General features: G+C 59.0%; 27 protein-coding genes. 12 read left to right on the top strand and 15 right to left on the bottom strand.

Features of this window, described 5'->3' with window-relative positions:
* Window positions 1–5: 5 nt before the first annotated feature.
* The 6 genes from R6X40_RS08460 to chrA form a co-directional block, all read right to left on the bottom strand.
* A complete protein-coding gene (locus R6X40_RS08460; RefSeq protein WP_318412619.1) occupies window positions 6–623 on the bottom strand; it encodes a hypothetical protein in 618 nt (205 codons plus the stop codon).
* A 135-nt stretch (window positions 624–758) separates the two neighbouring features.
* Complete coding sequence (gene ileS, locus R6X40_RS08455; protein ID WP_318412618.1) at window positions 759–3,662, bottom strand: isoleucine--tRNA ligase; 2,904 nt, start codon at window positions 3,660–3,662, stop codon at window positions 759–761.
* 290 nt (window positions 3,663–3,952) lie between these two features.
* A complete protein-coding gene (locus R6X40_RS08450) occupies window positions 3,953–4,192 on the bottom strand; it encodes a BrnA antitoxin family protein (RefSeq protein WP_318412616.1) in 240 nt (79 codons plus the stop codon).
* A 12-nt stretch (window positions 4,193–4,204) separates the two neighbouring features.
* Window positions 4,205–5,203: a bifunctional riboflavin kinase/FAD synthetase gene (locus R6X40_RS08445; RefSeq protein WP_318412614.1), complete on the bottom strand. Its 999-nt coding sequence runs from the start codon at window positions 5,201–5,203 to the stop codon at window positions 4,205–4,207.
* Between the two features lie 48 nt (window positions 5,204–5,251).
* Window positions 5,252–6,100: a TIGR01459 family HAD-type hydrolase gene (locus R6X40_RS08440; protein WP_318412612.1), complete on the bottom strand. Its 849-nt coding sequence runs from the start codon at window positions 6,098–6,100 to the stop codon at window positions 5,252–5,254.
* Between the two features lie 124 nt (window positions 6,101–6,224).
* Window positions 6,225–7,595: a chromate efflux transporter gene (chrA, locus tag R6X40_RS08435; protein WP_318412610.1), complete on the bottom strand. Its 1,371-nt coding sequence runs from the start codon at window positions 7,593–7,595 to the stop codon at window positions 6,225–6,227.
* Window positions 7,596–7,770: 175 nt separating this feature from the next.
* Between chrA and groES the strand changes: the two genes are divergently transcribed.
* The 3 genes from groES to R6X40_RS08420 all read left to right on the top strand — a co-directional run bounded on the left by groES (window position 7,771) and on the right by R6X40_RS08420 (window position 10,830).
* Entirely contained in the window at window positions 7,771–8,067 is a 297-nt protein-coding gene (groES, locus tag R6X40_RS08430; protein ID WP_275789194.1) for a co-chaperone GroES, read from the top strand.
* Window positions 8,068–8,133: 66 nt separating this feature from the next.
* The gene (gene groL / locus R6X40_RS08425) at window positions 8,134–9,777 is read left to right on the top strand and encodes a chaperonin GroEL (RefSeq protein WP_318412606.1); all 1,644 of its coding nucleotides are present in this window, start codon (window positions 8,134–8,136) and stop codon (window positions 9,775–9,777) included.
* 603 nt (window positions 9,778–10,380) lie between these two features.
* Entirely contained in the window at window positions 10,381–10,830 is a 450-nt protein-coding gene (locus tag R6X40_RS08420) for a hypothetical protein (protein WP_318412604.1), read from the top strand.
* A 23-nt stretch (window positions 10,831–10,853) separates the two neighbouring features.
* Here the strand turns inward: R6X40_RS08420 and R6X40_RS08415 are convergent, their stop codons facing one another.
* Window positions 10,854–12,071: an NAD(P)/FAD-dependent oxidoreductase gene (locus R6X40_RS08415; protein ID WP_318412602.1), complete on the bottom strand. Its 1,218-nt coding sequence runs from the start codon at window positions 12,069–12,071 to the stop codon at window positions 10,854–10,856.
* Window positions 12,072–12,164: 93 nt separating this feature from the next.
* The gene (locus R6X40_RS08410; RefSeq protein ID WP_318412600.1) at window positions 12,165–12,872 is read right to left on the bottom strand and encodes a glutathione binding-like protein; all 708 of its coding nucleotides are present in this window, start codon (window positions 12,870–12,872) and stop codon (window positions 12,165–12,167) included.
* A gap of 180 nt (window positions 12,873–13,052) precedes the next feature.
* Between R6X40_RS08410 and R6X40_RS08405 the strand changes: the two genes are divergently transcribed.
* Complete coding sequence (locus tag R6X40_RS08405) at window positions 13,053–13,316, top strand: ribbon-helix-helix domain-containing protein (protein ID WP_318412598.1); 264 nt, start codon at window positions 13,053–13,055, stop codon at window positions 13,314–13,316.
* Window positions 13,317–13,321: 5 nt separating this feature from the next.
* Window positions 13,322–13,645, top strand: a complete 324-nt coding sequence (locus R6X40_RS08400) for a type II toxin-antitoxin system RelE/ParE family toxin (protein ID WP_318412597.1) — start codon at window positions 13,322–13,324, stop codon at window positions 13,643–13,645.
* A 62-nt stretch (window positions 13,646–13,707) separates the two neighbouring features.
* On the opposite strand, the gene hisG is transcribed toward R6X40_RS08400, so the two are convergent.
* The 5 genes from hisG to R6X40_RS08375 form a co-directional block, all read right to left on the bottom strand.
* Complete coding sequence (gene hisG, locus R6X40_RS08395; RefSeq protein ID WP_318412595.1) at window positions 13,708–14,406, bottom strand: ATP phosphoribosyltransferase; 699 nt, start codon at window positions 14,404–14,406, stop codon at window positions 13,708–13,710.
* A complete protein-coding gene (locus R6X40_RS08390) occupies window positions 14,403–15,542 on the bottom strand; it encodes an ATP phosphoribosyltransferase regulatory subunit (protein ID WP_318412593.1) in 1,140 nt (379 codons plus the stop codon). The genes hisG and R6X40_RS08390 overlap by 4 nt, the downstream gene beginning before the upstream one ends.
* 17 nt (window positions 15,543–15,559) lie before the next feature.
* Complete coding sequence (locus tag R6X40_RS08385) at window positions 15,560–15,928, bottom strand: VOC family protein (protein ID WP_318412591.1); 369 nt, start codon at window positions 15,926–15,928, stop codon at window positions 15,560–15,562.
* A 3-nt stretch (window positions 15,929–15,931) separates the two neighbouring features.
* Window positions 15,932–17,455, bottom strand: a complete 1,524-nt coding sequence (gene hisS, locus R6X40_RS08380; RefSeq protein WP_318412589.1) for a histidine--tRNA ligase — start codon at window positions 17,453–17,455, stop codon at window positions 15,932–15,934.
* Between the two features lie 111 nt (window positions 17,456–17,566).
* On the bottom strand, window positions 17,567–18,190 hold the full coding sequence (locus R6X40_RS08375) for a helix-turn-helix transcriptional regulator (RefSeq protein ID WP_318412588.1): 624 nt from the start codon (window positions 18,188–18,190) through the stop codon (window positions 17,567–17,569).
* A 161-nt stretch (window positions 18,191–18,351) separates the two neighbouring features.
* On the opposite strand from R6X40_RS08375, the gene R6X40_RS08370 reads away from it, so the two are divergent.
* Together R6X40_RS08370 and R6X40_RS08365 are read left to right on the top strand one after the other, a co-directional pair.
* A complete protein-coding gene (locus tag R6X40_RS08370; protein ID WP_318412587.1) occupies window positions 18,352–18,474 on the top strand; it encodes a hypothetical protein in 123 nt (40 codons plus the stop codon).
* A 1-nt stretch (window position 18,475) separates the two neighbouring features.
* Window positions 18,476–18,877 (top strand): hypothetical protein, encoded by a 402-nt coding sequence (locus R6X40_RS08365; RefSeq protein ID WP_318412586.1) that lies wholly within the window; start codon window positions 18,476–18,478, stop codon window positions 18,875–18,877.
* Here R6X40_RS08365 and R6X40_RS08360 read toward each other — a convergent pair.
* Window positions 18,860–19,153 carry a hypothetical protein gene (locus R6X40_RS08360; RefSeq protein WP_318412584.1) on the bottom strand — a complete coding sequence of 98 codons (294 nt, stop codon included), beginning with the start codon at window positions 19,151–19,153 and terminating at the stop codon, window positions 18,860–18,862. The genes R6X40_RS08365 and R6X40_RS08360 overlap by 18 nt on opposite strands.
* Window positions 19,154–19,371: 218 nt before the next feature.
* On the opposite strand from R6X40_RS08360, the gene R6X40_RS08355 reads away from it, so the two are divergent.
* Together R6X40_RS08355 and R6X40_RS08350 are read left to right on the top strand one after the other, a co-directional pair.
* Window positions 19,372–19,779, top strand: a complete 408-nt coding sequence (locus R6X40_RS08355; protein ID WP_318412582.1) for a DUF305 domain-containing protein — start codon at window positions 19,372–19,374, stop codon at window positions 19,777–19,779.
* 125 nt (window positions 19,780–19,904) lie between these two features.
* Window positions 19,905–20,123 carry a hypothetical protein gene (locus tag R6X40_RS08350; RefSeq protein ID WP_318412580.1) on the top strand — a complete coding sequence of 73 codons (219 nt, stop codon included), beginning with the start codon at window positions 19,905–19,907 and terminating at the stop codon, window positions 20,121–20,123.
* 32 nt (window positions 20,124–20,155) lie between these two features.
* On the opposite strand, the gene R6X40_RS08345 is transcribed toward R6X40_RS08350, so the two are convergent.
* Window positions 20,156–20,785, bottom strand: coding sequence for a DNA-3-methyladenine glycosylase I (locus tag R6X40_RS08345; RefSeq protein ID WP_318412578.1), 630 nt, complete (start codon window positions 20,783–20,785; stop codon window positions 20,156–20,158).
* Between the two features lie 350 nt (window positions 20,786–21,135).
* Here R6X40_RS08345 and R6X40_RS08340 point away from each other — a divergent pair, with 350 nt between their 5' ends.
* From R6X40_RS08340 to R6X40_RS08330, 3 genes are all read left to right on the top strand, one after another.
* Window positions 21,136–21,897, top strand: coding sequence for a L,D-transpeptidase (locus R6X40_RS08340; protein ID WP_318412576.1), 762 nt, complete (start codon window positions 21,136–21,138; stop codon window positions 21,895–21,897).
* 168 nt (window positions 21,898–22,065) lie between these two features.
* On the top strand, window positions 22,066–22,758 hold the full coding sequence (locus tag R6X40_RS08335; protein ID WP_318412575.1) for a L,D-transpeptidase: 693 nt from the start codon (window positions 22,066–22,068) through the stop codon (window positions 22,756–22,758).
* A 421-nt stretch (window positions 22,759–23,179) separates the two neighbouring features.
* Entirely contained in the window at window positions 23,180–23,812 is a 633-nt protein-coding gene (locus R6X40_RS08330; RefSeq protein ID WP_318413226.1) for an outer membrane protein, read from the top strand.
* The last annotated feature ends 29 nt before the right edge of the window (window positions 23,813–23,841 follow it).

Raw genomic sequence — 23,841 nt, 5'->3', positions numbered from 1 at the left:
GTGCATCAGTAGATCTGGTACCATTTCTTGCCGCTGCCCTTGATCGCAGCTTCCTTCTTGCGGCGGCGCTCCTTGACCTGCTCCGGCTCACCCAGATCCGCCGTCGCCTCTTCCGGCAGCTTGCGGTATTCGAGCGGCGGGTCGCTGAGGAACCGGCGCTTGTCGGCATAGGCGCCCATCTGGATCTTGCGGGCATCGCGATAGGCCTGCGTCTGCTCGGCCGTCGTCAGCTTGCGGCCATTGGCGCTCGATTTGGCCAGCGGCGAAACGTAGCTCGGATTGTCGGCATTGGCGTCGGCTTCTTCGCGCAGACGCTGGCGCGCGTCTTCCGGCGATTCGACCCACTGTGGATTGTCCTTGGTCGCCATATTCTGCTGCGGCTGAACCAATTGAGCGGTTTCGCCTGATGGTGGCAACACCAAACCGGGACGCGGCTGATACTTGACGTTGTTAGGCTTGGTTGCCCCAAGGCTGACGGAACTGCCGAGATCGTCAATCAGATGTTCGCCGGCTGTCTTGTCCGTCCCGTAGGTCGGGCCGCCGATGCAGCCGCTCAGGGCGAAGCTGCCGGTTACAATACCGAACAGGCCAGCATACAGTCGAAACTCTCGCGTCATTCCCATGAAAACCCTTCCAGCGGTGCCGGCACGATCGATATTTGAGCGGCATTGCAGCGCCCATGACGGATAAATCCGCCGATTTTCAGGCAGGTTTACCGGATGAACCGCAATTACGCAATTCACCCGGTAAACAATCCCTTAAGAAGCGTAACCGAGCTCACGCAGCGCCAATGCGTCACGCGCCGATACGTCAGGGAACGCTGCATCGGAGCCGACATCAGCGGTAATGCGCCAGGACCGGGCGCATTTGACGCCTTCGGCAAGTGTCGGCTCGACGCTGACCGAGGCAACATCATCAAGCCGGAAGGCCTCTGCCGGACCGGCATCGGCAACGATCGTCACCGCCGAGGTGATGCAGATTTCCGCCAAGTCCTCGCCATCGATTGCAGCCAACAGATCGGCGTCGCCGACATGGACGACGGGGGCCGCCTCAAGCGAAGAACCGATCCGCTTGTCGCGGCGCTCGACTTCGAGTGCCCCGGTGACGACCTTGCGCACCGTGCGAATCTTCTTCCACTTTTCAGCCAGTGCCTCGTCGCGCCATTCGGTCGGCACGGACGGGAACTGTTCCAGATGCACCGAGACAGCCGACGGATCACGCGACAGCCACGCTTCTTCCGTGGTGAACGGCAGAACCGGGGCGAGCCAGGTGACGAGGCAATCGAACAGCTTGCGGATAACCGCAAGGCTTGCACGGCGGCGCGGGCTCGACGGCGCGTCGCAATAGAGCGCGTCCTTGCGGATGTCGAAATAGAAGGCCGACAGCTCAATGTTCGAGAAGTCGATCAGCGCGCGGGCGATGCGCTTGAAATCGAAGGCGTCGTAACCTTCGCGCACCAGTTGGTCGAGTTCCGACAGGCGGTGCAGCATCAGGCGTTCGAGTTCGGGCATATCGACAAAGGCGATGTCTTCACCCTTGTCATGCGCCAGCGTGCCGAGCATCCAGCGGATGGTGTTGCGCAGCTTGCGATAGCTGTCGATGTTGGTCTGGATGATCGCCTTGCCGAGACGCTGGTCTTCCCAGTAATCGGTGGTGGCGACCCAGAGGCGCAGGATATCGGCGCCCGATTCCTTCATCACGTCCTGCGGGGCAACGACGTTACCCTTGGACTTCGACTGCTTCTCGCCCTTTTCGTCCATCGTGAACCCGTGGGTGACGACGGCATTGTAAGGCGCACGGCCGCGCGTCGCGCAGCTTTCGAGCAGCGACGAATGGAACCAGCCGCGGTGCTGGTCGGAGCCTTCGAGATAGACGTCGGCCGGCCATTTCAGGTCCGGACGGTCTTCCAGCGTGAAGGTGTGCGTGCAGCCTGAGTCAAACCAGACATCAAGGATGTCCATGACCTGCATCCACTTGGCATGATCATGATCATTGCCGAGGAAACGGTCCTTGGCACCCTCTGCGAACCATGCATCCGCACCTTCGGCCTCGAAGGCCTCGATGATGCGGGCGTTGACAGCTTCATCGATCAGCACTTCGCCCTGCTCGTCGGCGAAGACGGCGATCGGGACGCCCCAGGCGCGTTGGCGCGACAGCACCCAGTCCGGACGGTTCTCGATCATGGCACGCAGGCGGTTCTGGCCGGCTGCCGGCACGAAGCGGGTGTTGTCGATGGCCGATAGGGCGCGCGAGCGCAGCGTCGTACCGTCGGCAAGATCCTTGTCCATATAGACGAACCATTGCGGCGTATTGCGGAAGATGATCGGCTTCTTCGAGCGCCACGAATGCGGATAGCTGTGCTTCACGCGACCGCGGGCAAAGAGGGTCTTCGCCTCGATCAGCGCCTTCATGACGAGCTCGTTGGCATTACCCTTCTTGCCGTTGTCATCCATGACCCGGCCAGCACCGCCTTCGCGATCCGGGCCGAAAGCCGGGACATCGGTCGTATAGAAGCCGGCATCATCGACAGTGAACGGGATCTTCGACGAGATACCACGCGCTTCGAGAGCCCGGGCATTGTCCATCCAGGCTTCAAAGTCATCGGCACCATGGCCGGGCGCCGTGTGGACGAAACCGGTACCCGCCTCGTCGGTGACGTGATCACCATTCAGAAGCGGGACCTTGAAGTCGTAGCCGAGGGCAGCAAGCGGATGGGCACAGGTGATCGCGCCCAACTCTTCCGCCGTAACATCGCGGACCAGCTTGAGCGTTACTTTCGCCTTTGCAGCGCATTCATCAGCAAGGCGCTTTGCAAAGATCAACTGTTCGCCCGGCTGAGGCCCAAAATCGTTCTCTGCGCTTTCGACCTCAAACAGACCATAGGGATAGCGTGACGAATAGGCGATCGCGCGGTTGCCCGGGATAGTCCAGGGGGTCGTGGTCCAGATGACGACGAAGGCGGCCTTCAGGCTTTCTGGCCCTTCGAGAACAGGGAACTTCACCCAGATCGTGTCGCTCTCGATATCGGCATACTCGACCTCGGCTTCCGCCAACGCGGTGCGCTCGACCACCGACCACATGATCGGCTTGGAGCCGCGATAGAGCTGGCCGCTCTTGGCGATCTTCAGGAGTTCGCCAGCGATACGGGCTTCGGCATGGAAGGCCATGGTCGTGTAGGGATTGTCGAAGTCGCCCTCGATGCCCAGACGCTTGAACTCGGCCGACTGGATCTTGATCCAGTTGGCGGCAAAGTCGCGGCATTCCTGGCGGAACTCGTTGACCGGAACCTCGTCCTTGTTCTTGCCCTTGGCGCGGTAGGCTTCCTCGATCTTCCATTCGATCGGCAGGCCGTGGCAATCCCAGCCCGGAACATAGTTGGCATCAAAACCGCGCATCTGGAACGAGCGGGTGATGGTGTCCTTGAGGATCTTGTTCAGCGCATGGCCGATGTGGATGTTGCCGTTGGCATAGGGCGGGCCGTCATGCAGCACGAACTTTTCGCGGCCGGCGGCAGAGGCGCGGAGCTTCTTGTAGAGGCCCATCTCCTGCCAGCGGGCAACCGTTTCCGGCTCCTTCTGCGGCAGACCGGCGCGCATCGGGAATTCGGTTTCCGGCAAATAGAGTGTCTTGGAATAATCAAGCTTGTCAGCGGTATCGGTCATGGTTTCAGCAATCATATCTGGGCGCGTGTCGCCGCGCATGCGAACGGGATATCATAAGGGAAACGGTGGCGCTCATGTCGAACGCCGAAAACCCGGACCTTCCGGCGGCTATCAAAGCGCTGGGAAGGCCGGGCCAATAATTCGCTGATCACGTATCAATCGACGATATCGGGTCATGGTGGCGGTTGTTTAAGCGGTTTTCGCGCGAAAAGGAAGAGGCTAGCGGCGCACAGGGCAGGATTGTGCATCGGCACGGCCGTATCTTGTGATCGCGCCGCAAAACCGCAAACTCAGTCCTTGGGGTTTGCCAGCATCACGGCGCGCAGCGCGTCGTTGATACGATCCTGCCAGCCCGGACCGTCGTCCTGGAAATAGTGCAGGATGGCGCTGTCGAGCTTGATCGACACGAGTTCCTTGGTTTCCGGCAGAGCACGCTTTTCGACGGGCGCCGCCGGTGCCTTCTTGACCGGCTTGAACAAAGCTTCGGCGGCATCCATGGCGCTGACGGGCCGGCGGGGCGTGGTGGCCATCGGGATCATCCTTTACGAGTGTGCATCCAGACCGAATGCGATTTTACTGTCGATCATACTGAGCGGCTTGACGCCGGAGAGCAAGGCGCGGGCTTCGGCGTCGTCCTGCTTCATCTGCACCACCAGCGGATCGAGGCCTTCGAATTTCAGCTCGTCGCGCAGATGGCCGAAGAAAGAGACGGAACAGATTTCGCCGTAGAGATCGCCGGAAAAATCGAAGACGAAGGTTTCGAGCAGCGCAACACCGTCGCTATCGACCGTCGGGCGTTTGCCGAAGCTGGCGACGCCGTCGTGGATACTGCCATCAGCACGGCGGAAGCGCACGGCGTAAATGCCATTCCTGAGTTCGACTTCCGGCGGGAGCTGCATGTTGGCGGTGGGGTAGCCGAGCGTCCGGCCGAGCTTCTTGCCGTCAATGACTTCGGATTCCACCGTATAGCGATAACCGAGCAAACCGGCCGCGTGGGAAACGTCGCCCTCACCCAGCAGTCCGCGGATATGGCTGGAGGAAATCACCGAGGCATTCTCGTCGCGAAAAGCGTCAACCAGCGTCACGCCAAAACCGTTTTCGCCACCGGCGGCCATCAGGAAGGCAGGGCCACCTTCCCTGCCCTTGCCGAAATGGAAATCGAAGCCGGTGACCACATGGCCGGCATGCAGCCAGTCCATCAGGATCGAGCGGATGAAGTCGGATGCGGACAGCTGCGAGAAGGTGCGGTCGAACGGATATTCAATGACAGCGGCAAAGCCCATGCCTTCGAGGATACGCGCCTTCAACGGCGCCGGTGTGAGGCGGAAAACCGGCTGGTCCGGCCGAAAGACGCTGCGCGGATGCGGTTCGAACGTCAGCACAAGGGCCGGAACACCGCGCGCCCGCGCTTCTTCCAGTGCCCTGTCGAGCACCGATTGATGGCCGCGATGTACGCCGTCGAAATTGCCGATGGCAATGACCCCGCCGCGCAGCGCTTCTGGAAGAGGTTCGCGGGTCTCGTTACGATGAAAAACCGTCATGTCTGTTAGCCAGTCATCTCTCAGTGCAGGTCAATCACGCTCAATGCGTCACGCCAGTCTCGGCATCCACCATTTTGGCGTGGCACCCTCGTTCTTCAGGAATGCCGTCAGCTTGGTCTCGTCGGTCTTTTCAGCAGTCATGTATTCAGCCGCATGGATACCGGCGCTGATATAGAGAACATCGAGACCGAAATCCTGTGCGCCCTTGACGTCCGTCGGCATGCCATCGCCGACCGCGATCACCCGTGACAGGTCGAGCCCGCCGCGCACGGCCTTGGCTTCCGTCAGGGACGCGCGATAAATCGGCACATAGGGCTTGCCGGAAATCCGGGTTTCGCCGCCAAGCTCCTCATAGACCTTGGCGATGGCGCCAGCACAGGGAATGAGCTTGTGGCCACGCTCGACGACCAGATCCGGATTGGCGCAGATGAACGGCACCTTACGCTTGGCAAGGTTTGAGAGCGTGGCGCGATAGTCCTCGGCAGTCTCGGTTTCGTCATCAAAAAAGCCGGCGCAGACGATGATCTCCGCCTCCTCGGAAGAAACCATGCTGACGCCGAGGCCCTCGAGCAACGGCAGATCCTTTTCCGCACCGATGAAATAGACTTTCTTCGGACCGGCTGAGATCAGCGCGCGGGTGACATCGCCGGATGTGACGATGCGGTCATAGGCACTATCCGGCACGCCAAGGCCACGGATCTGGACGATAACGCCGGGATGCGGGCGGGGCGAATTGGTGATCAGAACAACCGTCAGACCCTTGGCGCGCGCTTCGGTCAGCGCTTCGCAAGCGCCCTTGAACGCCTCGACACCATTGTGCAGCACGCCCCAGACATCGCAGAGCACGACATCATAACGGCTGGCAATGTCGCGAAAACTGTTGATCCGAACGGCCATGCTGGCTTCCCGCAGAAAAGAAATGGTCGGGCTGACATCGCAGGCAGGCGTTGAAAACACAAGTCTCCATCCGGAAAATGGCGGCTGAATTCCAAGGTTTCCGGCGTGGACCGAGCTGTAACCGCTAAAATCCCCGGATCATCCAACCGGCAACCGCACAGATGGCCAGCGTCGTCACGACGCCGCGCTTGAAGAAAAACAGCAGTACGGCTGCCAAAAACGCCAAGCCGAAAGCTGGCAACTGGAATGTCTGCCAAGCGGGAAGCGGCATGGAAACAGGCCCTGCCACAAAGCGATCCACACTGGAAAAAACAACGTGCAGACCGAACCAGACGGCCAGATTGAGGATGACGCCGGTGACCGCCGCCGAGATCGCCGCAAGCGCGCCGGACAGGGCCCGGTTGTTGCGCAGAGCCTCAACATAGGGCGCACCGAGAAAGATCCAGAGAAAACACGGCACAAAGGTCACCCATGTGGCAAGCGTGGCGCCGAGCAAGCCGGACACAAGCGGATCAAGACCGAGCGGTGCGCGAAAGGCCGCCATGAAGCCAACAAAGGACAGAACCAGTACCAGCGGACCGGGGGTGGTTTCCGCCAGTGCCAATCCATCCAGCATTTCGCCGGGTTTCAGCCAATGATAGGTCTCGACAGCCTGCTGGGCGACATAGGCCAGAACAGCATAGGCACCGCCAAAGGTCACCACGGCCATCTTGGAGAAGAACAGGCCGATGGCGGTGTAGACGGTCCCGAACCCGAGCATCGCTCCGATAATGACAAACGGCGTGATCCAGAGGATGAGCCAGAGAACAAGAACCTGAATCGTGCGCTTCCAGCTTGAAGCAACATCGGGAAAGCTGCTGTCTATGACCGAAGGCCTGTCGGCTGCAGCTTGTTTCGCTGCAGCGGCAATCGCTTTTTCACCTGTTGCCGGCTGCAGGCGCGTGGCGACGTATCCGGCGATGCCGGCTGCCAGCACGACGAGCGGGAAAGGCAGATCAAAAAAGAACAGGAAGGCGAAGGCGAGCGCCGCGACGATGAGCGCAAAGCGGGTTTTCAGCGCCCGGCGGCCAACACGGATGACGGCCTCTATGACGATTGCCAGCACCGCTGCCTTCAGGCCGAAGAACAGGCCGGTCAACCAGCCGCTCTCGTGAAAGACCGCATAGGCCGACGACAGGCCAAGGATGACAATAAAACCCGGCAGGATGAACAGCAGCCCCGCAACGATGCCGCCGCGCGTGCCGTGCAGCAGCCAGCCGATATAAGTGGCGAGCTGTTGTGCCTCGGGCCCTGGCAAGAGCATGCAGAAATTCAAAGCGTGCAGGAACCGGCTTTCCGAGATCCAGCGGCGCTCCTCCACCAGTTCCCGGTGCATCAGCGCAATCTGCCCTGCCGGACCGCCGAAACTCAGCAATCCGATCCTTGCCCAGACTTTTGCGGTCTCAGTGAAGGAAGGATGGACGGGTGTCACATTCAGGTCGTGTTGTTGGGTCAAGAACATGCCAGTCAGATAACCATGATCGATGAAATATTTTCGACAGCCCGTTCTTGACTCACCTCGCGGCCATCCTTATCTGCAAGTCGCTAGCACTCAAGCAATAGGAGTGCTAACATCCATCCATCGGGCCGCAAAGACGACCCGTGAAGTCATTTGATCGAGGGATTAGACAATGACAAGCACCAATTTCCGCCCGCTGCATGACCGCGTTGTCGTGCGCCGTATCGAGGCTGAAGCCAAGACCAAGGGCGGCATCATCATTCCGGATACCGCCAAGGAAAAGCCGCAGGAAGGCGAAATCGTCGCTGTCGGCACCGGCACCCGTGACGACAAGGGCGCTCTCATCGCGCTCGACGTCAAGGCTGGCGACCGTATCCTGTTCGGCAAGTGGTCCGGCACAGAAGTCAAGCTCAACGGCGAAGACCTTCTGATCATGAAGGAAGCCGACATCATGGGCGTTATCGGCTGATTTAGCCGATTGCCACCTTTCCACTTTCCATAAAACCAATTGGGCATCAGCCCGGGAGTTTTTAACATGGCAGCCAAAGAAATTAAGTTCGGCCGCATCGCGCGCGAAAAGATGCTGCGCGGCGTCGACATCCTCGCAGACGCAGTCAAGGTAACGCTCGGTCCTAAGGGCCGCAACGTCATCATCGACAAGTCCTTCGGCGCACCGCGCATCACCAAGGACGGCGTTTCCGTCGCCAAGGAAATCGAACTCGAAGACAAGTTCGAGAACATGGGCGCCCAGATGGTCCGCGAAGTTGCTTCGAAGACCAACGACATCGCCGGTGACGGCACGACGACTGCTACCGTTCTCGCCCAGGCCATCGTTCGCGAAGGCGGCAAGGCTGTTGCAGCCGGCATGAACCCGATGGACCTGAAGCGCGGTATTGACCTGGCTGTTGCAGCCGTCGTCAAGGACCTCGTTGCCAAGGCAAAGAAGATCAACACTTCGGAAGAAGTGGCCCAGGTCGGCACGATCTCCGCCAATGGCGAAAAGGAAATCGGCCAGTACATCGCTGAAGCGATGCAGAAGGTCGGCAATGAAGGCGTCATCACGGTTGAAGAAGCCAAGACCGCCGAAACCGAGCTTGAAGTCGTCGAAGGCATGCAGTTCGACCGCGGCTACCTCTCCCCTTACTTCGTAACCAACCCTGAAAAGATGGTTGCAGAACTGGAAGACGCTTACATCCTTCTCCATGAGAAGAAGCTCTCCAACCTGCAGGCAATGCTTCCGGTTCTGGAAGCCGTCGTTCAGACCGGCAAGCCGCTCCTCATCATCTCGGAAGACGTTGAAGGCGAAGCTCTTGCTACGCTGGTCGTCAACAAGCTGCGTGGCGGCCTGAAGATTGCTGCTGTCAAGGCTCCAGGCTTCGGCGATCGCCGCAAGGCCATGCTCGAAGACATCGCGATCCTGACCGGTGGCCAGGTTATCTCCGAAGACATCGGCATCAAGCTGGAAAACGTTACGCTCGAAATGCTCGGCCGTGCGAAGAAGGTTTCGATCTCCAAGGAAAACACCACCATCGTTGATGGCGCTGGCAAGAAGGCCGAAATCGAAGGCCGCGTTGCTCAGATCAAGGGCCAGATCGAAGAAACCACTTCCGATTACGACCGCGAAAAGCTGCAGGAACGTCTTGCCAAGCTCGCTGGCGGCGTTGCCGTTATCCGCGTCGGCGGTGCGACTGAAATCGAAGTCAAGGAAAAGAAGGACCGTATCGACGACGCGCTGAACGCAACGCGCGCTGCCGTTCAGGAAGGTATCGTTCCTGGTGGTGGTACTGCCCTGCTTCGCGCTTCCGTCGTCCTCGACATCAAGGGTGCAAACGACGATCAGAACGCCGGTATCAGCATCATTCGCAAGTCGCTTCAGTCGCTGGTTCGCCAGATCGCTGAAAACGCAGGCGACGAAGGTTCGATCATCGTCGGCAAGATCCTCGAAAGCGACACCGACAACTTCGGCTACAATGCCCAGACCGGCGAATATGGCGACATGATCGCCATGGGTATCGTCGATCCGGTCAAGGTCGTTCGTACAGCTCTGCAGAACGCGGCTTCGGTTGCTTCGCTGCTGATCACGACTGAAGCCATGATTGCCGAAGCTCCGAAGAAGGATTCCGCCGGCGGCGGTATGCCTGACATGGGCGGCATGGGTGGCATGGGCGGCATGATGTAATAAGGCGTTTGCCTTAGTACGAATGACGACCATAAAGCTTTCCGGGTTTCCGGATTGGAGAGGGGCAGGCCGCAAGGTCTGCCCTTTTTTCGTTCTTGCTTGGTGGGTTGACAAGCTATTCCACGCAAAAGCGGCAGGCTCAGCGCCCACACGCCCGGATCATGTTCTGATTGTATTTTGGCTAAATCGGTGCAATCGGGACTATTTATCTCGGATCACAAAATATTTCTCGAAACACCATTGAAGCGCGAGAAAAAGCAATTATAAAAGCGCACCAAGTGAACCACAGATTCACAGGGATCAAGAATTCGGACGATTTAACAATAAGACAGTTCAATTTTTCCGTATTAACCGTCTGCCCAACATCCTTTTGATTCCAGACCACAAAGCTTATAGATTTTCCTCGCATACAATTTATTTCGTCTTGCCGATAAACGTGCCCAAGACCTGAAAATTGAGCTTTCTATCTTCTGCAGCAAACGACGCCTCGTCATATATTTTCGCGCCGTACAGTTCTGTTGAGAAGATGGAAATTGTTTCTTGTGAACACTTACGGGAACAGACGAATGAATTTCGGATTTTGTGAATATACCGGGGTCCGCCTTGTTTAAAATTGCAAGAACAGGCCTTTTACAGCCGCCCGGCGCGGATTCATTTGCCCGTGGTGAAAGCGGGCTGGAGATGCTCGGCCAATTCTGCTTTTCCGAGGGATGGTCAGGCGACCTGTCGAACGGCCTGTTCCGTCTTGGCGAAAGTGCAGCTGCCATGCACGGCCTCAATCAGGCCGAATGCGGCTTGCTCAATCTGGTCCGCTGCTACGACAGCGCCGACCGCAATCATGTACTGGCGCTTTTCGAGCAGGCGGCAACCACCTCCTCGTCTTTTTGCTTCTCGACCACGATCATCCTGTCCTCCGGTCAGAAACAACCGGTTTTCTGCATCGGCGAATCCACAGGGTTGGAACAGCGCTATTCGGGCTCTATCCTCGGCGTGTTCTTCTTCCCCCACTTCCAGCTGGAAGCGCGCAGACACGTTTTCACCCATCATCAATAAGCGGGGAAGGAACCGCTTGGCCGTTACGGCAGAAGCGTCTTCAGGTCAATCTGCGGGTCCTCCAGGGCCATGCGGTCAGGCGTCAGGCCAAGATCGAGCAGCTTCTTGCCGGTGACATAAGCCTTGGCATCGTTGAGCGCATCGACGGCGATCAACTTGCCGTCCATGAAATACCAGACAGAGATGCTGCCTTCGCGCTGCCCTTTGCGCACCACCGTCTCATCATGACCGTGGCCAAAGCCGGCGATCTGCAGCTTGACATCATATTGATCCGACCAGAACCACGGCTTTGGCTCATAGGGCGCTTCGCCGCCAGCCAAGAGCGCCGCCACGGCTTCGGCCTGGTCGACGGCGTTCTGGACCGATTCCAGCCGGATGCGCATGTCATTCCAAGGCAGCACGGCGCAATCGCCCATCGCATGAATGGCGGGATCCGAGGTCCGGCCGAAACAATCGACAACAATGCCATTGGCAACCTCCAGATCGGCGGCATGCGCCAGCGCGTCATTGGCGGTCACGCCGATGCCGACGATGACCAGATCGACCGGGATGGTGCTACCGTCGGTCAACTCAGCGGATGTCACCCGGCCATCGGTGCCGACCAGCCGGACAAGGCCAGTGCCTTCGCGGATATCGACGCCGCGCGATGTATGGATGTCCTTGACGAGATAGGACGTTGCAACCGACGCGACCCGCTGCAGGATACGGTCGGCCATTTCAATGACGGTCACGTCAAGCCCACTCGATCGCGCAACGGCTGCCGCCTCAAGGCCGATATAGCCGCCACCGACGATCAAGGCATGTTTGCCGGGCTTCATTTCATCGGCAAGACGGTCGGCATCGGTGAAATCGCGCACCACGAAGACACCATCGAGATCACCGCCGACACTCGCCGGCAGTTTGCGCGGGGTCGAGCCGGTGGCGAGCGCCAGCACATCGTATTCAAGCGTCGCGCCGTCGCTGAGGGTGACTGTCTTTGAAGACCGGTCGATGGCCGTGACCGACGTGGAAAGGCGGATATCGATATTGTGCTCGCCGTACCAGCTTTCCGGCCGGTACAGCAGCCGGTCGAGATCCATTTCGCGCAGCAGATATTTCTTCGAGAGAGGTGGCCGCTGGTAAGGGTGGCTTGCTTCCGACGCAACGATCGTGATCGGCCGCTCGTCCTTCAAGGCCCGCAATTTGGCCACCAACGCAAAAGCGGCCTGACCGCCGCCCACAACAACAAGTCTGCCTGTCACGTTTGTTCACCCGTCGAGAATGCTTCTTTTCCTCAGACGTAGCCTGTCCGCCCGAGTGTCGTCAACTCGGACGGACGGCACGATCTGGCGCGATCAATCGCGCTTGGGGATTTCCATGCCCTTCTGGGCTGCAGGACGGGCAAGGCCGCGATCGACCCAGGCCATGACATTCGGGAAGCTTGCATACTCCAGCACATCGGCACCGCCGTAGAATTTTCGAGCGCCCTCGATCCACGGATAGGTGGCGATATCGGCGATGGTATATTGGTCGCCCATCAGCCACTGACGGCCTTCGAGACGCGCTTCCAGCACGCCCAGAAGCCGCTTGGCCTCGTCGCGATAACGCTCCATCGGATAGGAATTGTTGGCGACCTTGTCAGCGGCAAATTTGAAGAAATGCCCGAACTGGCCAAACATCGGCCCGACGCCGCCCATCTGGAACATCACCCATGCGAGCGTCTCGTAGCGTCCGGCGGCATCGGCCGGAATAAGCTTGCCGGTCTTTTCGGCGAGATAGACGAGGATCGCGCCGGATTCGAACAGGCCGATCGGCTTTCCATCCGGGCCATTGGGGTCGATGAGCGCGGGAATACGGCCATTGGGATTGAGGGAGAGGAATTCCGGCGTCTTCTGGTCGTTGGTACCGAAGGAAATCAGATGCGGCTCATACGGCAGACCGAGCTCCTCGAGCGCGATGGAGACCTTCACACCGTTCGGCGTCGGCAGCGAATAAAGCTGAATGATATCGGGATTTTGAGCGGGCCAGCGGGTGGTGATCGGAAAAGCACTGAGGTCGGCCATAAGGAACTCCTTGAGGTTGGAATTCGAATGTAGGACGGTCGCGTCCAAATTGTCAGGGCGGAGCGCCCGCTTTTTCAACACGCTTTGGTGACTTTTTTCGGACAGCCGCACCGCCGATGACCAATTGCGAACGGTAGCATTTTATCCTACTCTTTAGTGGACGAACTCTGGAGCTATCTCATGGTTGAAAAATTGAGCATTACGCTTCCGTCTGAAATGGTCGACGCTATTAAAAGCCGTGTTGAGGCTGGATCACACGCTTCAACCAGTGAGGTGATACGCGAAGCGATGCGGACATGGCTTCGTCAGGAACAAGAGCATGAAGAGCGCATCGCGGGACTTCGCGCTCGTGTGCAGCATTCTCTCGAAGATCCTCGACCAAACCTATCCGGCGCGGATGTGCGCGCGCGGCTCAATACGCTGTACTCAAAACACAACAGTTGAGGGAGATGCAGCGCTTTCCGGTCGAATACCGCGCTGATGCCGTGGATGATATCGAGCAGCTCTTCAGCTATGTCCTCGAGACCAGTTTCGATGCCGTAACTGCAGCTCGCTTTACCGATCGTATTTTTGAACGCTGCGAGAAAATTGGCAACGCTCCTTTTGCTGGCATTTCGAGAAACGATCTCGGTCCTGGCATCAGGATTGTTCCTTTCGAAAGAAAGGCCGTTATCCTCTACATCGTTCGTGACCAGACCGTCTGGATCACTAATATTTTCTCGGGTCGCCGAGATTATGCGGCGCTTATGCGTCAAGCCCCGAAGAATGAATGAGAGCGTCCGACATAGCCGCTTCCAACAGGCGGAACCGCCCGCCTCACCCTTCGGATAGAAAGCTAAGCGAGCGCCCGGTTCACCGCCTCGACAATCTTCGCCACGACCGGATCGCCCGCATGCTCGGCCTTGCGTGCCCGCACCAGGCAGGCCTGTGACCGCAGCATCACGCCATCCGACAGGATCTTCAGGTGGTTGGCCTTCAGCGTCGAGCCGGTCGAGGTGATATCGACGATGATATCGGCGGAACCGGAGGCCGGCGCACCCTCAGTTGCGCCGAGGCTTTCGACGATACGGTAGAGCTGGATGCCGTGCTGGGCGGAGAAGAACTGCTGGGTCAGGCGCCAGTATTTGGTGGCGATCGCCAGCCTGCGTCCATGCCGGGCGCGGAAATCGGCGGCGACATCGCCGAGGTCGGCCATGGTATCGACGTCGAGCCAGATTTCCGGAACGGCGACGACGACATCGGCATGGCCAAATCCGAGCCGGGCGCAGAATTCGACGCGGGCATCGGCTTCCGACAAGCCCTCGCGGATCAGGTCTTCGCCGGTGACGCCAAAATCGATCGAGCCGCTGCCGATCTCGCGCGAAATTTCAGACGCTGACAGGAAGGCGATCTCGACATCGTCCAGACCTTCGATCCGGCCGCGATAGGAGCGTTCGTTGCCAACGGCGACGATCTTCAGGCCCGCTTTTTCGAAAATGGCAGAGGCATCGTCCTTCATCCGGCCCTTGGAGGGCAGCGCGATGGTGATGGTCATTGAACGGCCTCCCCTTGCGGCTTGGCCAGCGCCTGTTCCATCCGGTCAAGCCAGAGCGCAAAGCCGACGGCCGGAATACGTTCCTGAGCGCCCAGCAGCGTCATCAAGCGGTCGAAGCGGCCGCCACCGGCGAGAACCGCCGACGAGCCTTCGATGACGATCTCGAAGACCATGCCGGTATAATAATCGAGCGGGCGGCCGAAGGCGGCGCGGTAGGTGAGCGCATTGGCATCAACACCGGCATTGCCGAGCGCTGCGACACGCGCATCAAAACGCGACAGCGCACCATCGAGCGTCAGGCCGGATTTTTCCGCAAACAGGAAAAGCGCTGCAGGCGCGTCGGCAAGCGGCATGTTCAACGACAGGAACTCCCGCAGGACGGCAAGCGTGCGGCCGTCAAGTGCTGTCTTTTCCAGCGCCCGCTTTTCCTTCAGCCGATCAGCGATTTCCTTCGGGCTGCGGCTGGCATTGGTGGAATAACCGGTCGCCTCCATTGTCTCGTCAAGATGGGCGATCAGCGTGGCATCGTCACCGGAGGACAGCAGCGCTTCGATCTCGGCACTCAGCCCCGTGACCGGCTGCGGGCTCGACAGCCGCGTCAACAATGCTTCGATCTGCGCGGGATTGCCAAAGGCGTGGATCAGGCGCTTCTGCCAGCCCGCGGGCAAGCCGCAGGCGGCGACCACGGCCTCGAAAACCGATTGATCACCGAGTGTCACGTCCAGCTTTTTGCCGGGCAGGCGCGCGGTCAGGATCGCGATGGCATCGCTGATGGCGCGGGCGTCGGCGCTCGCCACATCCGTCTCGCCAAGATCCTCGATACCGGCCTGATAGAATTCGTTCGCCCCTTCCCGCCGCTGCCGAAAAATTTCGCCGAGATAGGAATAGCGCTGCGGCGTGCCGGTGGCGGTCTCGATATGGCGCAGGCAGACGGGAATAGTGAATTCCGGGCGCAGGCAAAGGCTCTTGCCCGTCTCGCTCTCGGTCATGAAGATACGGCGGCGCAGATCTTCACCGGCCATATCGAGGAACGGTTCGGCCGGCTGGATCACTGGCGTATCGACGCGCAGCGTTCCCAAGCGCTCGAAATCGGCCAGCAGATCAGCGGCAAAGACTGGAAGGTTGATCAAGGGCATGAACCGGCAACTATCCTTCAAGGAACCAAAGGTTGGATCAGCTCGATGCGATTGCCGAACGGATCATGGACATAGACCCGCTCATATCCTTCAAGCGGCTCATCTTCAACAACCCAGCAACCAGAAGCCTTGAGGTTTTTCGCCAAGGCGGCGACATCATCGACCAGAAAGGCCGGATGGGCCTTAAGAGCCGGGCGAAAATCTGCCTCGACACCGAGATGCACCTTCACCGCACCGGCCCCGAACCAGCAGCCGCCACGTTTGGTCAGATTGGCAGGCTTCTCCCGTTCGAGAAGGCCGAGCAAACCGGAATAGAAAGCACGGGCCTGATCTTCGCCGCCCGCTGGCATGGCGAGCTGGACATGATCGAGACCCAGCAGCGCCATCTCTCAGCCGTGGTTTGCGGTGCGCAGACGATCTTCCGCCTGCTCCGCCAACATCTCACGTACCTTGGCCACTAAATCTGCTTCCGGCACCGAGACTTGCGCGACGCGGGCTTCGCGCCATGCCGTGTTGTCCTCGATCTCGCCGGACAGGCGCTTGCCTTCGATCAAATCCTTGATCTGGACGATGCCCTCAGCGCGTTCGTCGCCACCCTGAATGATCGCGAGCGGCGAGCCGCGGCGGTCGGCATACTTTAGCTGGTCGCCAAAGTTCTTCTTGTTGCCCTGGTACATTTCCGCGCGGATGCCGGCATGGCGCAGAGACTGGGTGAACTGCTGGTACTTACCGAGACTTTCCGTGTCGCGGTCCATGACGCAGACAACGACCGGGGCAATGACCTCTTCCATGCCGAGCTTGCCGAGGTTCTTCAGCGCCGTCATCAGGCGCGAGACACCGATGGAGAAACCCGTCGCCGGTACCGGCTGGCCCATGAACCGGGAGACGAGGCCATCATAACGGCCACCACCGCCGACCGAACCGAAAACGACCTTCTCGCCCTTTTCATTGGTGACGGCGAACTGGAGTTCGGCTTCAAAGACCGGGCCGGTATAGTATTCGAGACCACGGACGACGGACGGGTCGATCTTGATGCGGCCGGAATCATAACCAGCGCTTGTCACCAGACTGCCGATCAGGTTCAGTTCTTCGACGCCCTCGGCGCCCTTCGACGTTCCGGCGACGAGCGCTGCCAGATCGGCAGCGCTGGCCGCATAGTCTGTGATGCCGATGAAGAAGATCACCTTGGCAATCTGGTCATCGTTCAGCGCTGCACCCTTGGTGAAATCGCCGCTGTCGTCCTTACGGCCGGGACCAAGCAGCAGCTTGACGCCTTCCGGGCCGAACTTGTCGAGCTTGTCGATCGCACGCAAGACGTTGAGCCGACGTCCGGCATTCTCGTCACCGCCGAGACCGATCGCCTCCAGCACGCCGTCCAGAACCCTGCGGTTGTTGACACGGATGACATAGTCGCCGCGGGCAATGCCCAGTGCTTCCATCGTATCGGCCATCATCATGCACATTTCGGCATCAGCCTGGACACCGGCGGCACCGACCGTATCGGCGTCGAACTGCATGAACTGGCGGAAACGGCCCGGACCTGGCTTTTCGTTGCGGAAAACGTAGCCGGCACGGTAGGTGCGGTAGGGCAGCTGGATATCGTTGAAATTTTCGGCCACATGGCGGGCGAGCGGCGCCGTCAGGTCGTAGCGGGCGCTCATCCACTGCTCGTCGTCATCCTGCAGCGAGAAGACGCCTTCATTCGGGCGGTCGCTGTCGGGCAGGAACTTTCCCAGCGCATCGGTATATTCGAACAGCGGCGTTTCGACCGGATCGAACCCATAGCGCTCGTAGACTTCCCTAATCTTTCCCGTCATCTCGTCGACGGCGCGGATATCGGCAGCGGAGCGATCGACGAAACCGCGCGGCAGGCGGGCTTTCAGCTTCTGTGGCTTCTTCTTTTTGTCGTTCATGGCAGCGGCACTTTCAGCGTCGATCGGTCATGCCCGATCCGTCATGGGAATTGGCGCTTTCCCTATCCGATCAGGGCCAATGCGGCAAGTCTTTGCGCTTCAGGCGCGGGTCTAAAGCGGCCGCGACAGCGTATCCCAGGTGTGAACGATCGACCCCTCGCTCATCGGAGCTTCGGTCTCAGGAATGAGGATCGAATGGGTATCGCCGCGGATGACGCCTCTGACTTCCGACTGGAAGCTCATCCGCTTGAACTGCACGAACCCATCGGGGATGCTCGTCACCGACATGGCCGCGCCGCCGTAGAAATCGATGCTGGCCAGTTCGCCAGATTTCAGGCTCGAAACGGTTGCCTGATCCTCGATGAAATCGTGATAGAGCCCGGTCATGTAGCGGCGGATACTCTTGCCGACCACCGTCCGCATCAGCGGCGTGTCCATGAATTCCTGCCGCGACCCAGCGAGATAGCGGATGTCCTCTCCTTCCCAGAGATTACGGCTGTCCTTGGCCGACAGGATCGACCGCAGCAGGGCCTTTTCCGTATGTGCGTCAGCACGCCGCAGAAAATCGACGATGGCACCGATGGCGCGCAGGTCCGGCGTGCAGATGCCCCGCTCCCAGCGGGAGACGGTTGGTAGGGAAAAGCCCAGTTTCCAGGCAATATCCCCCTGTGTCAGCCCGGCCTTCAGCCGGAAAGTCAGCAATTGCCGGATTAATTCGCCTCGAATGAGGTTCATAGGAGAGGGCTTTTCATAAAATCAGGAGTTGTGCCTGATAATTTCAATGCGCTAAAGGGAGAGTCAATGATCAATTGCCGCCGTTTCGGCGAAAGCTTTTGTCGACTATTTTTTGAAACCATGAAGACCAATTTCTGCTGACTGCAACGTGGTGGCGCATCATGATGATCAGCGCTTTTCCGGCCCCCGGTAAAGTGCTTTTTGATAAGGGCGCCGAACAGGTTGCAGAAAGTGTCTCAGACTTGAAAAAAGCCGCGCGCAAGCGGCCATTAAAAATGGAATAGCATGCTCAGATTCGTGAAACCGGGCTTCGGTACGATCCTTCCCGAGGATGCGCGCGCCCATGAAGAATGGATCGCCGAACTCACAGCGCATGACTATGTCATCGAGGGCTGGCACTGCGATCTTTCCACCGGCATCTTCTCCGTCGGCGAGATGGCGCAGCATATTCATGTGATTGAGCAGAGCCTTTGCGGGCTGCTGGATATTATCCGCGGATACGCGGAAAACCATCGCAAGATCGTGCTCAGCATTCTGGAAGAGGCAACGGCGGCGGCCTCGTCCTTCTGTTATTGCACCGACACGTCCGCTGGCCCACTCTTCTGCATCGGGACATCGACGCTTGACGCAACGCCGGCGGCTGGCCGCATGCAAGGGGTCTTTGCGTTTTCAAACATGGAGCGCTGACCGGGCCGCCACTTTAAAAAGGTCCGCGCCACCAGCCTTTTCTTCGACATCAACAGTACCTATGTGTGCCTCATGCGTATCGCCATCCTCACCCTTGCCGTCTTTTGCGCCTTGATCAGCGGCTGGACGGCGGCGCTTGCGCAAGTGCAGGATCTTGGTGGCAATGCCATGGGTCATCATGAAAAGATCACGACCCATCACGCAGTTTCGGCCAATGCAGGCGATCATATCTGCGTCGCCGCAAAATCCTGCTCCCATCAGCAAAAGATGGTTCATCCGATCTCATGTTCAGCCTGTTTTGCCGTCGTTCTCGAAACGCATGGCATCGACCGGATAGAACTTCCCGCAGGCGCTCTCCTCCCCGCATTGCAAAAACCGATGCTGGCGACGATCCTGAAGCCGCGTTTCCCGCCTCCCAAGACCTTTCTCTCGTTTTCCTGAACGCGGGCCAAAAGCCCGCAAATTGCGACTATAGAAACGAAAGAGAGCACACGATGTCTCTGAGAGCGATCACGGCTGCGACACTGCTGGCCATTGCCTTCACCACTCCTCTCGCCGCCCCCCTGGCTGCCCAGGAGACGGATCACAGCAAGATGGGCCACGGCACCATGACCATGGACAGCATGGCCCAGCCGAAGGGAGATACAGGCCCTTCCAGCAAGGCCTTCGCCGAGGCCAATGCCAAGATGCATGGCGGCATGGACATTGCTTTTACCGGCAATGCCGATGTCGACTTCGTGCGCGGCATGATCGCCCATCACCAGGGTGCGATCGACATGGCGAAGATCGAACTTGAATACGGCAAGGATGCCGGGCTTCGCGCATTGGCCGAAGGCATCATTTCCGCCCAGGAAGCGGAGATCAAGACGATGACGGACTGGCTCGCCAAGAACGGCGGCTGATTGCTTTGAGCTTGTGAAAGGCGGCGCCGGGGTTCATTCCCGGCGCAGCGCGCCCGTTCTATCGACGGATGTTGACCGAAAGCGCCCTTCGGCACATAATTTCTCCCAATGTGTGGGAGGACGTCATGAAGGTATTCAAGAATATCGCAGGCATCGTCATCATCTTGCTGGGAGGCCTGTGGATGCTGCAAGGCGCCAATATCATTCCCGGCATGGCCATGTCCGGCAATAGGGAGTGGTTGGTGATCGGCGCCATGCTGGTGATCTTCGCCATAGGGCTGCTCTACCAGAACAACCGGCCGACGCACCGGCTGCACGGCATGCCGGGCGAAGATCTGTTCTAGGCTCGTTCGGTCCTGATCAGGTACGACGCGTTCTAGGGCCGCACGAATGCCTGACGCAGGTTTTCGATCCTGCCCCGGCAATAGCAGCCTTCGATGTGATCGTTGACCAGGCCCATTGCCTGCATGAACGCATAGACCGTGGTCGGGCCGACAAAGGTCCAGCCGCGCTTTTTCAAGTCTTTTGATATCAGTGTCGAGGTCGGCGTCGTCGGGTTGGCCGCGATCGCCTCCCGGGTGACGACCTTCGGCCGCTCATTGCCGCCCGGCTCATGGCTCCAGAAATAGCGCGCCAGCGAACCGAACTCGGCCTTCAGCGCCTGTGCCCGTTTGGCATTGTTAATGGTCGAAACGATCTTGCCGCGATGGCGCACGATACCGGCATCGCCAAGGCAGCGCGCAATATCATCATCGCCAAACGTTGCCACCACATCGAAATCGAAACCGGAAAAGGCGGCGCGAAAAGCCTCGCGCTTGCGCAGGATGGTCAGCCACGAGAGGCCGGACTGGAACCCCTCCAGGCAGATCTTCTCGAACAGCCGGATATCATCGGCCATCGGCTTGCCCCATTCTTCATCGTGATAAACCAGGTAATCCGGCAGATTGCCATGCCAGGCACAACGGTCTTTTCCGTCTTCTCCAGTCACGATGCCGTTTGCCGTCACACGCTTCTCCCTCAGATTCTCTGTCGCATCACTCCTTAAACCGGGATCGATTTAGGGAGAAATGATGCGGCCAATTTAAAGTCCTACAGCCACCTTTGCGCCTCATGAACGCGCGGCGCTGCAGTTTACCAATTGCCAACCATAGTCCTAAAGCCGGCGATAACCCTACCCAAAGCTTTATCAGGACCAAGGGCTTTTAATGAACCGGCATTTACCATTCGGTTGCTGCCGGGTGCCACGATCTCTCCATTCCGCCAATGTTTTTATTGGCGTCCGTAACGCTCTCCATCCGCCCCACCGGCGGACGGCGAAGCTATGAGATATCCGGCGAAAGGTAGTGAGTCCGTCCGATGATGAAGAAAACCCTGATCCTTGCCACATCCCTGTTCGTAGCGATTTCCAGTCTTGCGGAAGCGCAGGACCGGTACCAGAACCGTCCGCCGGTCGTCATCAGCCCTGATCTCACCGCCCCTTGGGTCACCCAGCTTGGCGGTGCTCCCGAGCGCGTCGTCTATCGCCAGCAGCGGCCTATCGCAGTCGAGCCGCAGGCCGCCACCCGAAAACAGTATCTGTTCCAGAAGCGTGTCCAGCGCTCCGGCGCCGGTGTCGCGCAGCCGGTGGCCATGACCCGCGCCCAAAGGCCCGTCAAACAATTGGACCCGCAATTCCTACCGCAGACCGTCGCCTATGCCAGCAAGGAAAAGGCCGGTACGATCATCATCGATACCAATAACCGCTTCCTCTATCTGGTTGGCAGCAACGGTGAGGCCCGGCGCTACGGCGTCGGCGTCGGCAAGCCGGGCTTCGAATGGGCCGGTGCCCACAAGGTGACCCGCAAGGCGGAATGGCCGAACTGGACACCACCCGCCGAAATGCGGGCCCGCGAGGCAGCCAAGGGGCATTATCTTCCCGCCAGCATGGGCGGCGGTCCGGAAAATCCGCTCGGTGCGCGCGCCATGTATCTCGGCTCGACGCTCTACCGCATCCACGGCACCAATGCGCCGTGGACGATTGGTTATGCCGTTTCGTCAGGCTGCATCCGCATGCGCAACGAGGACGTCACCGATCTCTACGAACGCGTGAAGGTCGGCACCAAAGTCGTGGTGATCTAAGCTGCCACTTACCCGCCGGAGGGCCACAACGTGGCCTTTCGGCAACAGCCGCGCCCTGGGTTACAACCTGATCGATCACATTTGCCCTAACCAGAACCCGTGAGGCTTGCGTACAGCGCGATATTCAATAGCGTTTCGCGGGTTGGGACTGGATGAGGGAAATTGCCTATGAAATATGCCTTGCAGACATTGGCCGCGATCGGATTTGCGGCTGCGGTTACTTTTGGTGCCTCGAGTGCATCGGCTTTCATGCCGGGTGAACCGGCAGGCGCAAAAGCGAACTCCGACGTCACGCTGGTGGCAATGGAGAAGAAGCCGGCCCAAAAATTCTGGCGGACGAAGGTGCGGCTGAGCACCGATGAAGCGCCGGGCACCATCATCGTCGATACCAACAACAAGTATCTCTATTATATCGAAGGTCCGAACCGGGCGACCCGCTACGGCATTGGCGTCGGCCGCGAAGGCTTTGGCTGGTCGGGCGTGGTCAAGGTTCAGCGCAAGGCCGAGTGGCCGGGCTGGACACCGCCGAAGGAAATGATCGCCCGCGAGCGCAAGAAGGGCCATATCCTTCCGGCCTTCCAGGAAGGCGGTATCGACAATCCGCTCGGCGCCCGCGCCCTCTATCTCTACAAGGGCAGCAACGATTCCGGCTTCCGCATCCACGGCACCAACCAGCCCTGGACAATCGGCCTCAACATGTCGTCCGGCTGCATCCGCATGATGAACAAGGATGTCGAGCATCTTTATGAGCGCGCCTCGATCGGCACCAAGGTCATCGTCGTCGGCCCCGGCAACAAGCAGGGCGATGTGTCCTATGACGACCGCGGCGTCGATATCCTGCGCACGATCTTCGGCGGCTGAGCCTGCTTGAAGCCGAGTTGAAAAGCGCCCGCGAATCGAAAGAGACGCGGGCGGTTTGTTTCAGGGCATGTCTCATCGCTGCCGCAGCTCTTCGTTTGCAACGCACCGTCGATTGATGGGAAAGGACTTAACCCGCTCCCCATTCGCTGATCGGTATCCGCGTTGATATCGCTACGAAAAACCGAGTGGGCCTAGAGGCCGCTGGTTGTCCTGCTGCAATTTCATGACATTTCCGCGACGAAGCTTTATTAGGAATCGATGCAAAAAAGGTACAGATCGTGACAGCCGACGTCTGTAATATCCGGCGCAGCAGAAGACACGCGCGGGTTTCCTAACGATGCACAAACTCATTCCGCTTTCCCTGGCCGCCACCTTTATGGCTGCAGGCCTCATTGTTCTTTCACCAGCTTCAGCAGCCGACATGGCTCCCGCCACAGCGGCATCCGCCGCTCCTGTGGATACGAGTGGTTTCGAATTCTCCGTCTATGGCGGATACCAAACGGCGCCGCACAGCACGGTCGAAGTCTCTGACCAACCGGACTTCACCGCCGGCTGGGAGGGAAGGTCCTTTAAAATGCCGCCATATTTCGGTGTTCGCGGAGCCTACTGGTTCGATGGCGGCGCTTTGGCGAACTGGGGGATCTCGCTGGATTATACCCACGCCAAGGTTTACTCGGACGATGAGACAAGGGCCAAAGCCGGCTGGGACCATTTCGAATTCACCGATGGCCTCAACCTTCTGACAGTCAATGCACTCTACAAATTCCCGATCGAGGCTTCGAAGTTCGTGCCTTATGTGGGCGCAGGCGCCGGTGTCAATATTCCACACGTCGAAGTGACACGTCCGTCCGGAAAGACATTTGAATATGAATTTGGCGGTCCGACTGTTCAAGTACAAGCCGGCATACGCTACGACTTTACGGAAAACTGGTCCGCCTTCACCGAATACAAGGGCAACTATTCCTGGGTGAACGTAGATATCGACAGCGGCGCGTCGCTAAAAACCAACATCCTGACAAACGCCATCAATTTTGGCGTATCGTACAAGTTCTAAGCCCGGATTGTTTTCGCGAAACCGGCCTT

It is taken from the genome of Rhizobium sp. PL01, assembly GCF_033447125.1.
GTDB lineage: Bacteria > Pseudomonadota > Alphaproteobacteria > Rhizobiales > Rhizobiaceae > Pararhizobium.
Note: the sequence above shows the minus strand (reverse complement) of the source record. Positions and strands in the feature narration are given on the sequence as shown.

What these genes read in the sequence shown, in the direction of transcription:
- groES (WP_275789194.1), top strand. Translation starts at nt 7,771, where the DNA reads ATGACAAGCACCAATTTCCGCCCGCTGCATGACCGCGTTGTCGTGCGC.
- R6X40_RS08335 (WP_318412575.1), top strand. Translation starts at nt 22,066, where the DNA reads ATGAAATATGCCTTGCAGACATTGGCCGCGATCGGATTTGCGGCTGCG.
- groL (WP_318412606.1), top strand. Translation starts at nt 8,134, where the DNA reads ATGGCAGCCAAAGAAATTAAGTTCGGCCGCATCGCGCGCGAAAAGATG.
- R6X40_RS08405 (WP_318412598.1), top strand. Translation starts at nt 13,053, where the DNA reads ATGGTTGAAAAATTGAGCATTACGCTTCCGTCTGAAATGGTCGACGCT.
- R6X40_RS08365 (WP_318412586.1), top strand. Translation starts at nt 18,476, where the DNA reads ATGCTCAGATTCGTGAAACCGGGCTTCGGTACGATCCTTCCCGAGGAT.
- R6X40_RS08410 (WP_318412600.1), bottom strand. Translation starts at nt 12,872, where the DNA reads ATGGCCGACCTCAGTGCTTTTCCGATCACCACCCGCTGGCCCGCTCAA.
- R6X40_RS08445 (WP_318412614.1), bottom strand. Translation starts at nt 5,203, where the DNA reads ATGACGGTTTTTCATCGTAACGAGACCCGCGAACCTCTTCCAGAAGCG.
- R6X40_RS08360 (WP_318412584.1), bottom strand. Translation starts at nt 19,153, where the DNA reads ATGAACCATCTTTTGCTGATGGGAGCAGGATTTTGCGGCGACGCAGAT.
- R6X40_RS08330 (WP_318413226.1), top strand. Translation starts at nt 23,180, where the DNA reads ATGGCTCCCGCCACAGCGGCATCCGCCGCTCCTGTGGATACGAGTGGT.
- R6X40_RS08350 (WP_318412580.1), top strand. Translation starts at nt 19,905, where the DNA reads ATGAAGGTATTCAAGAATATCGCAGGCATCGTCATCATCTTGCTGGGA.
- hisG (WP_318412595.1), bottom strand. Translation starts at nt 14,406, where the DNA reads ATGACCATCACCATCGCGCTGCCCTCCAAGGGCCGGATGAAGGACGAT.
- R6X40_RS08340 (WP_318412576.1), top strand. Translation starts at nt 21,136, where the DNA reads ATGATGAAGAAAACCCTGATCCTTGCCACATCCCTGTTCGTAGCGATT.
- R6X40_RS08375 (WP_318412588.1), bottom strand. Translation starts at nt 18,190, where the DNA reads ATGAACCTCATTCGAGGCGAATTAATCCGGCAATTGCTGACTTTCCGG.
- R6X40_RS08370 (WP_318412587.1), top strand. Translation starts at nt 18,352, where the DNA reads ATGATGATCAGCGCTTTTCCGGCCCCCGGTAAAGTGCTTTTTGATAAG.
- R6X40_RS08390 (WP_318412593.1), bottom strand. Translation starts at nt 15,542, where the DNA reads ATGCCCTTGATCAACCTTCCAGTCTTTGCCGCTGATCTGCTGGCCGAT.
- R6X40_RS08385 (WP_318412591.1), bottom strand. Translation starts at nt 15,928, where the DNA reads ATGGCGCTGCTGGGTCTCGATCATGTCCAGCTCGCCATGCCAGCGGGC.
- R6X40_RS08400 (WP_318412597.1), top strand. Translation starts at nt 13,322, where the DNA reads ATGCAGCGCTTTCCGGTCGAATACCGCGCTGATGCCGTGGATGATATC.
- R6X40_RS08440 (WP_318412612.1), bottom strand. Translation starts at nt 6,100, where the DNA reads ATGGCCGTTCGGATCAACAGTTTTCGCGACATTGCCAGCCGTTATGAT.
- hisS (WP_318412589.1), bottom strand. Translation starts at nt 17,455, where the DNA reads ATGAACGACAAAAAGAAGAAGCCACAGAAGCTGAAAGCCCGCCTGCCG.
- R6X40_RS08460 (WP_318412619.1), bottom strand. Translation starts at nt 623, where the DNA reads ATGGGAATGACGCGAGAGTTTCGACTGTATGCTGGCCTGTTCGGTATT.
- R6X40_RS08450 (WP_318412616.1), bottom strand. Translation starts at nt 4,192, where the DNA reads ATGGCCACCACGCCCCGCCGGCCCGTCAGCGCCATGGATGCCGCCGAA.
- ileS (WP_318412618.1), bottom strand. Translation starts at nt 3,662, where the DNA reads ATGACCGATACCGCTGACAAGCTTGATTATTCCAAGACACTCTATTTG.
- R6X40_RS08355 (WP_318412582.1), top strand. Translation starts at nt 19,372, where the DNA reads ATGTCTCTGAGAGCGATCACGGCTGCGACACTGCTGGCCATTGCCTTC.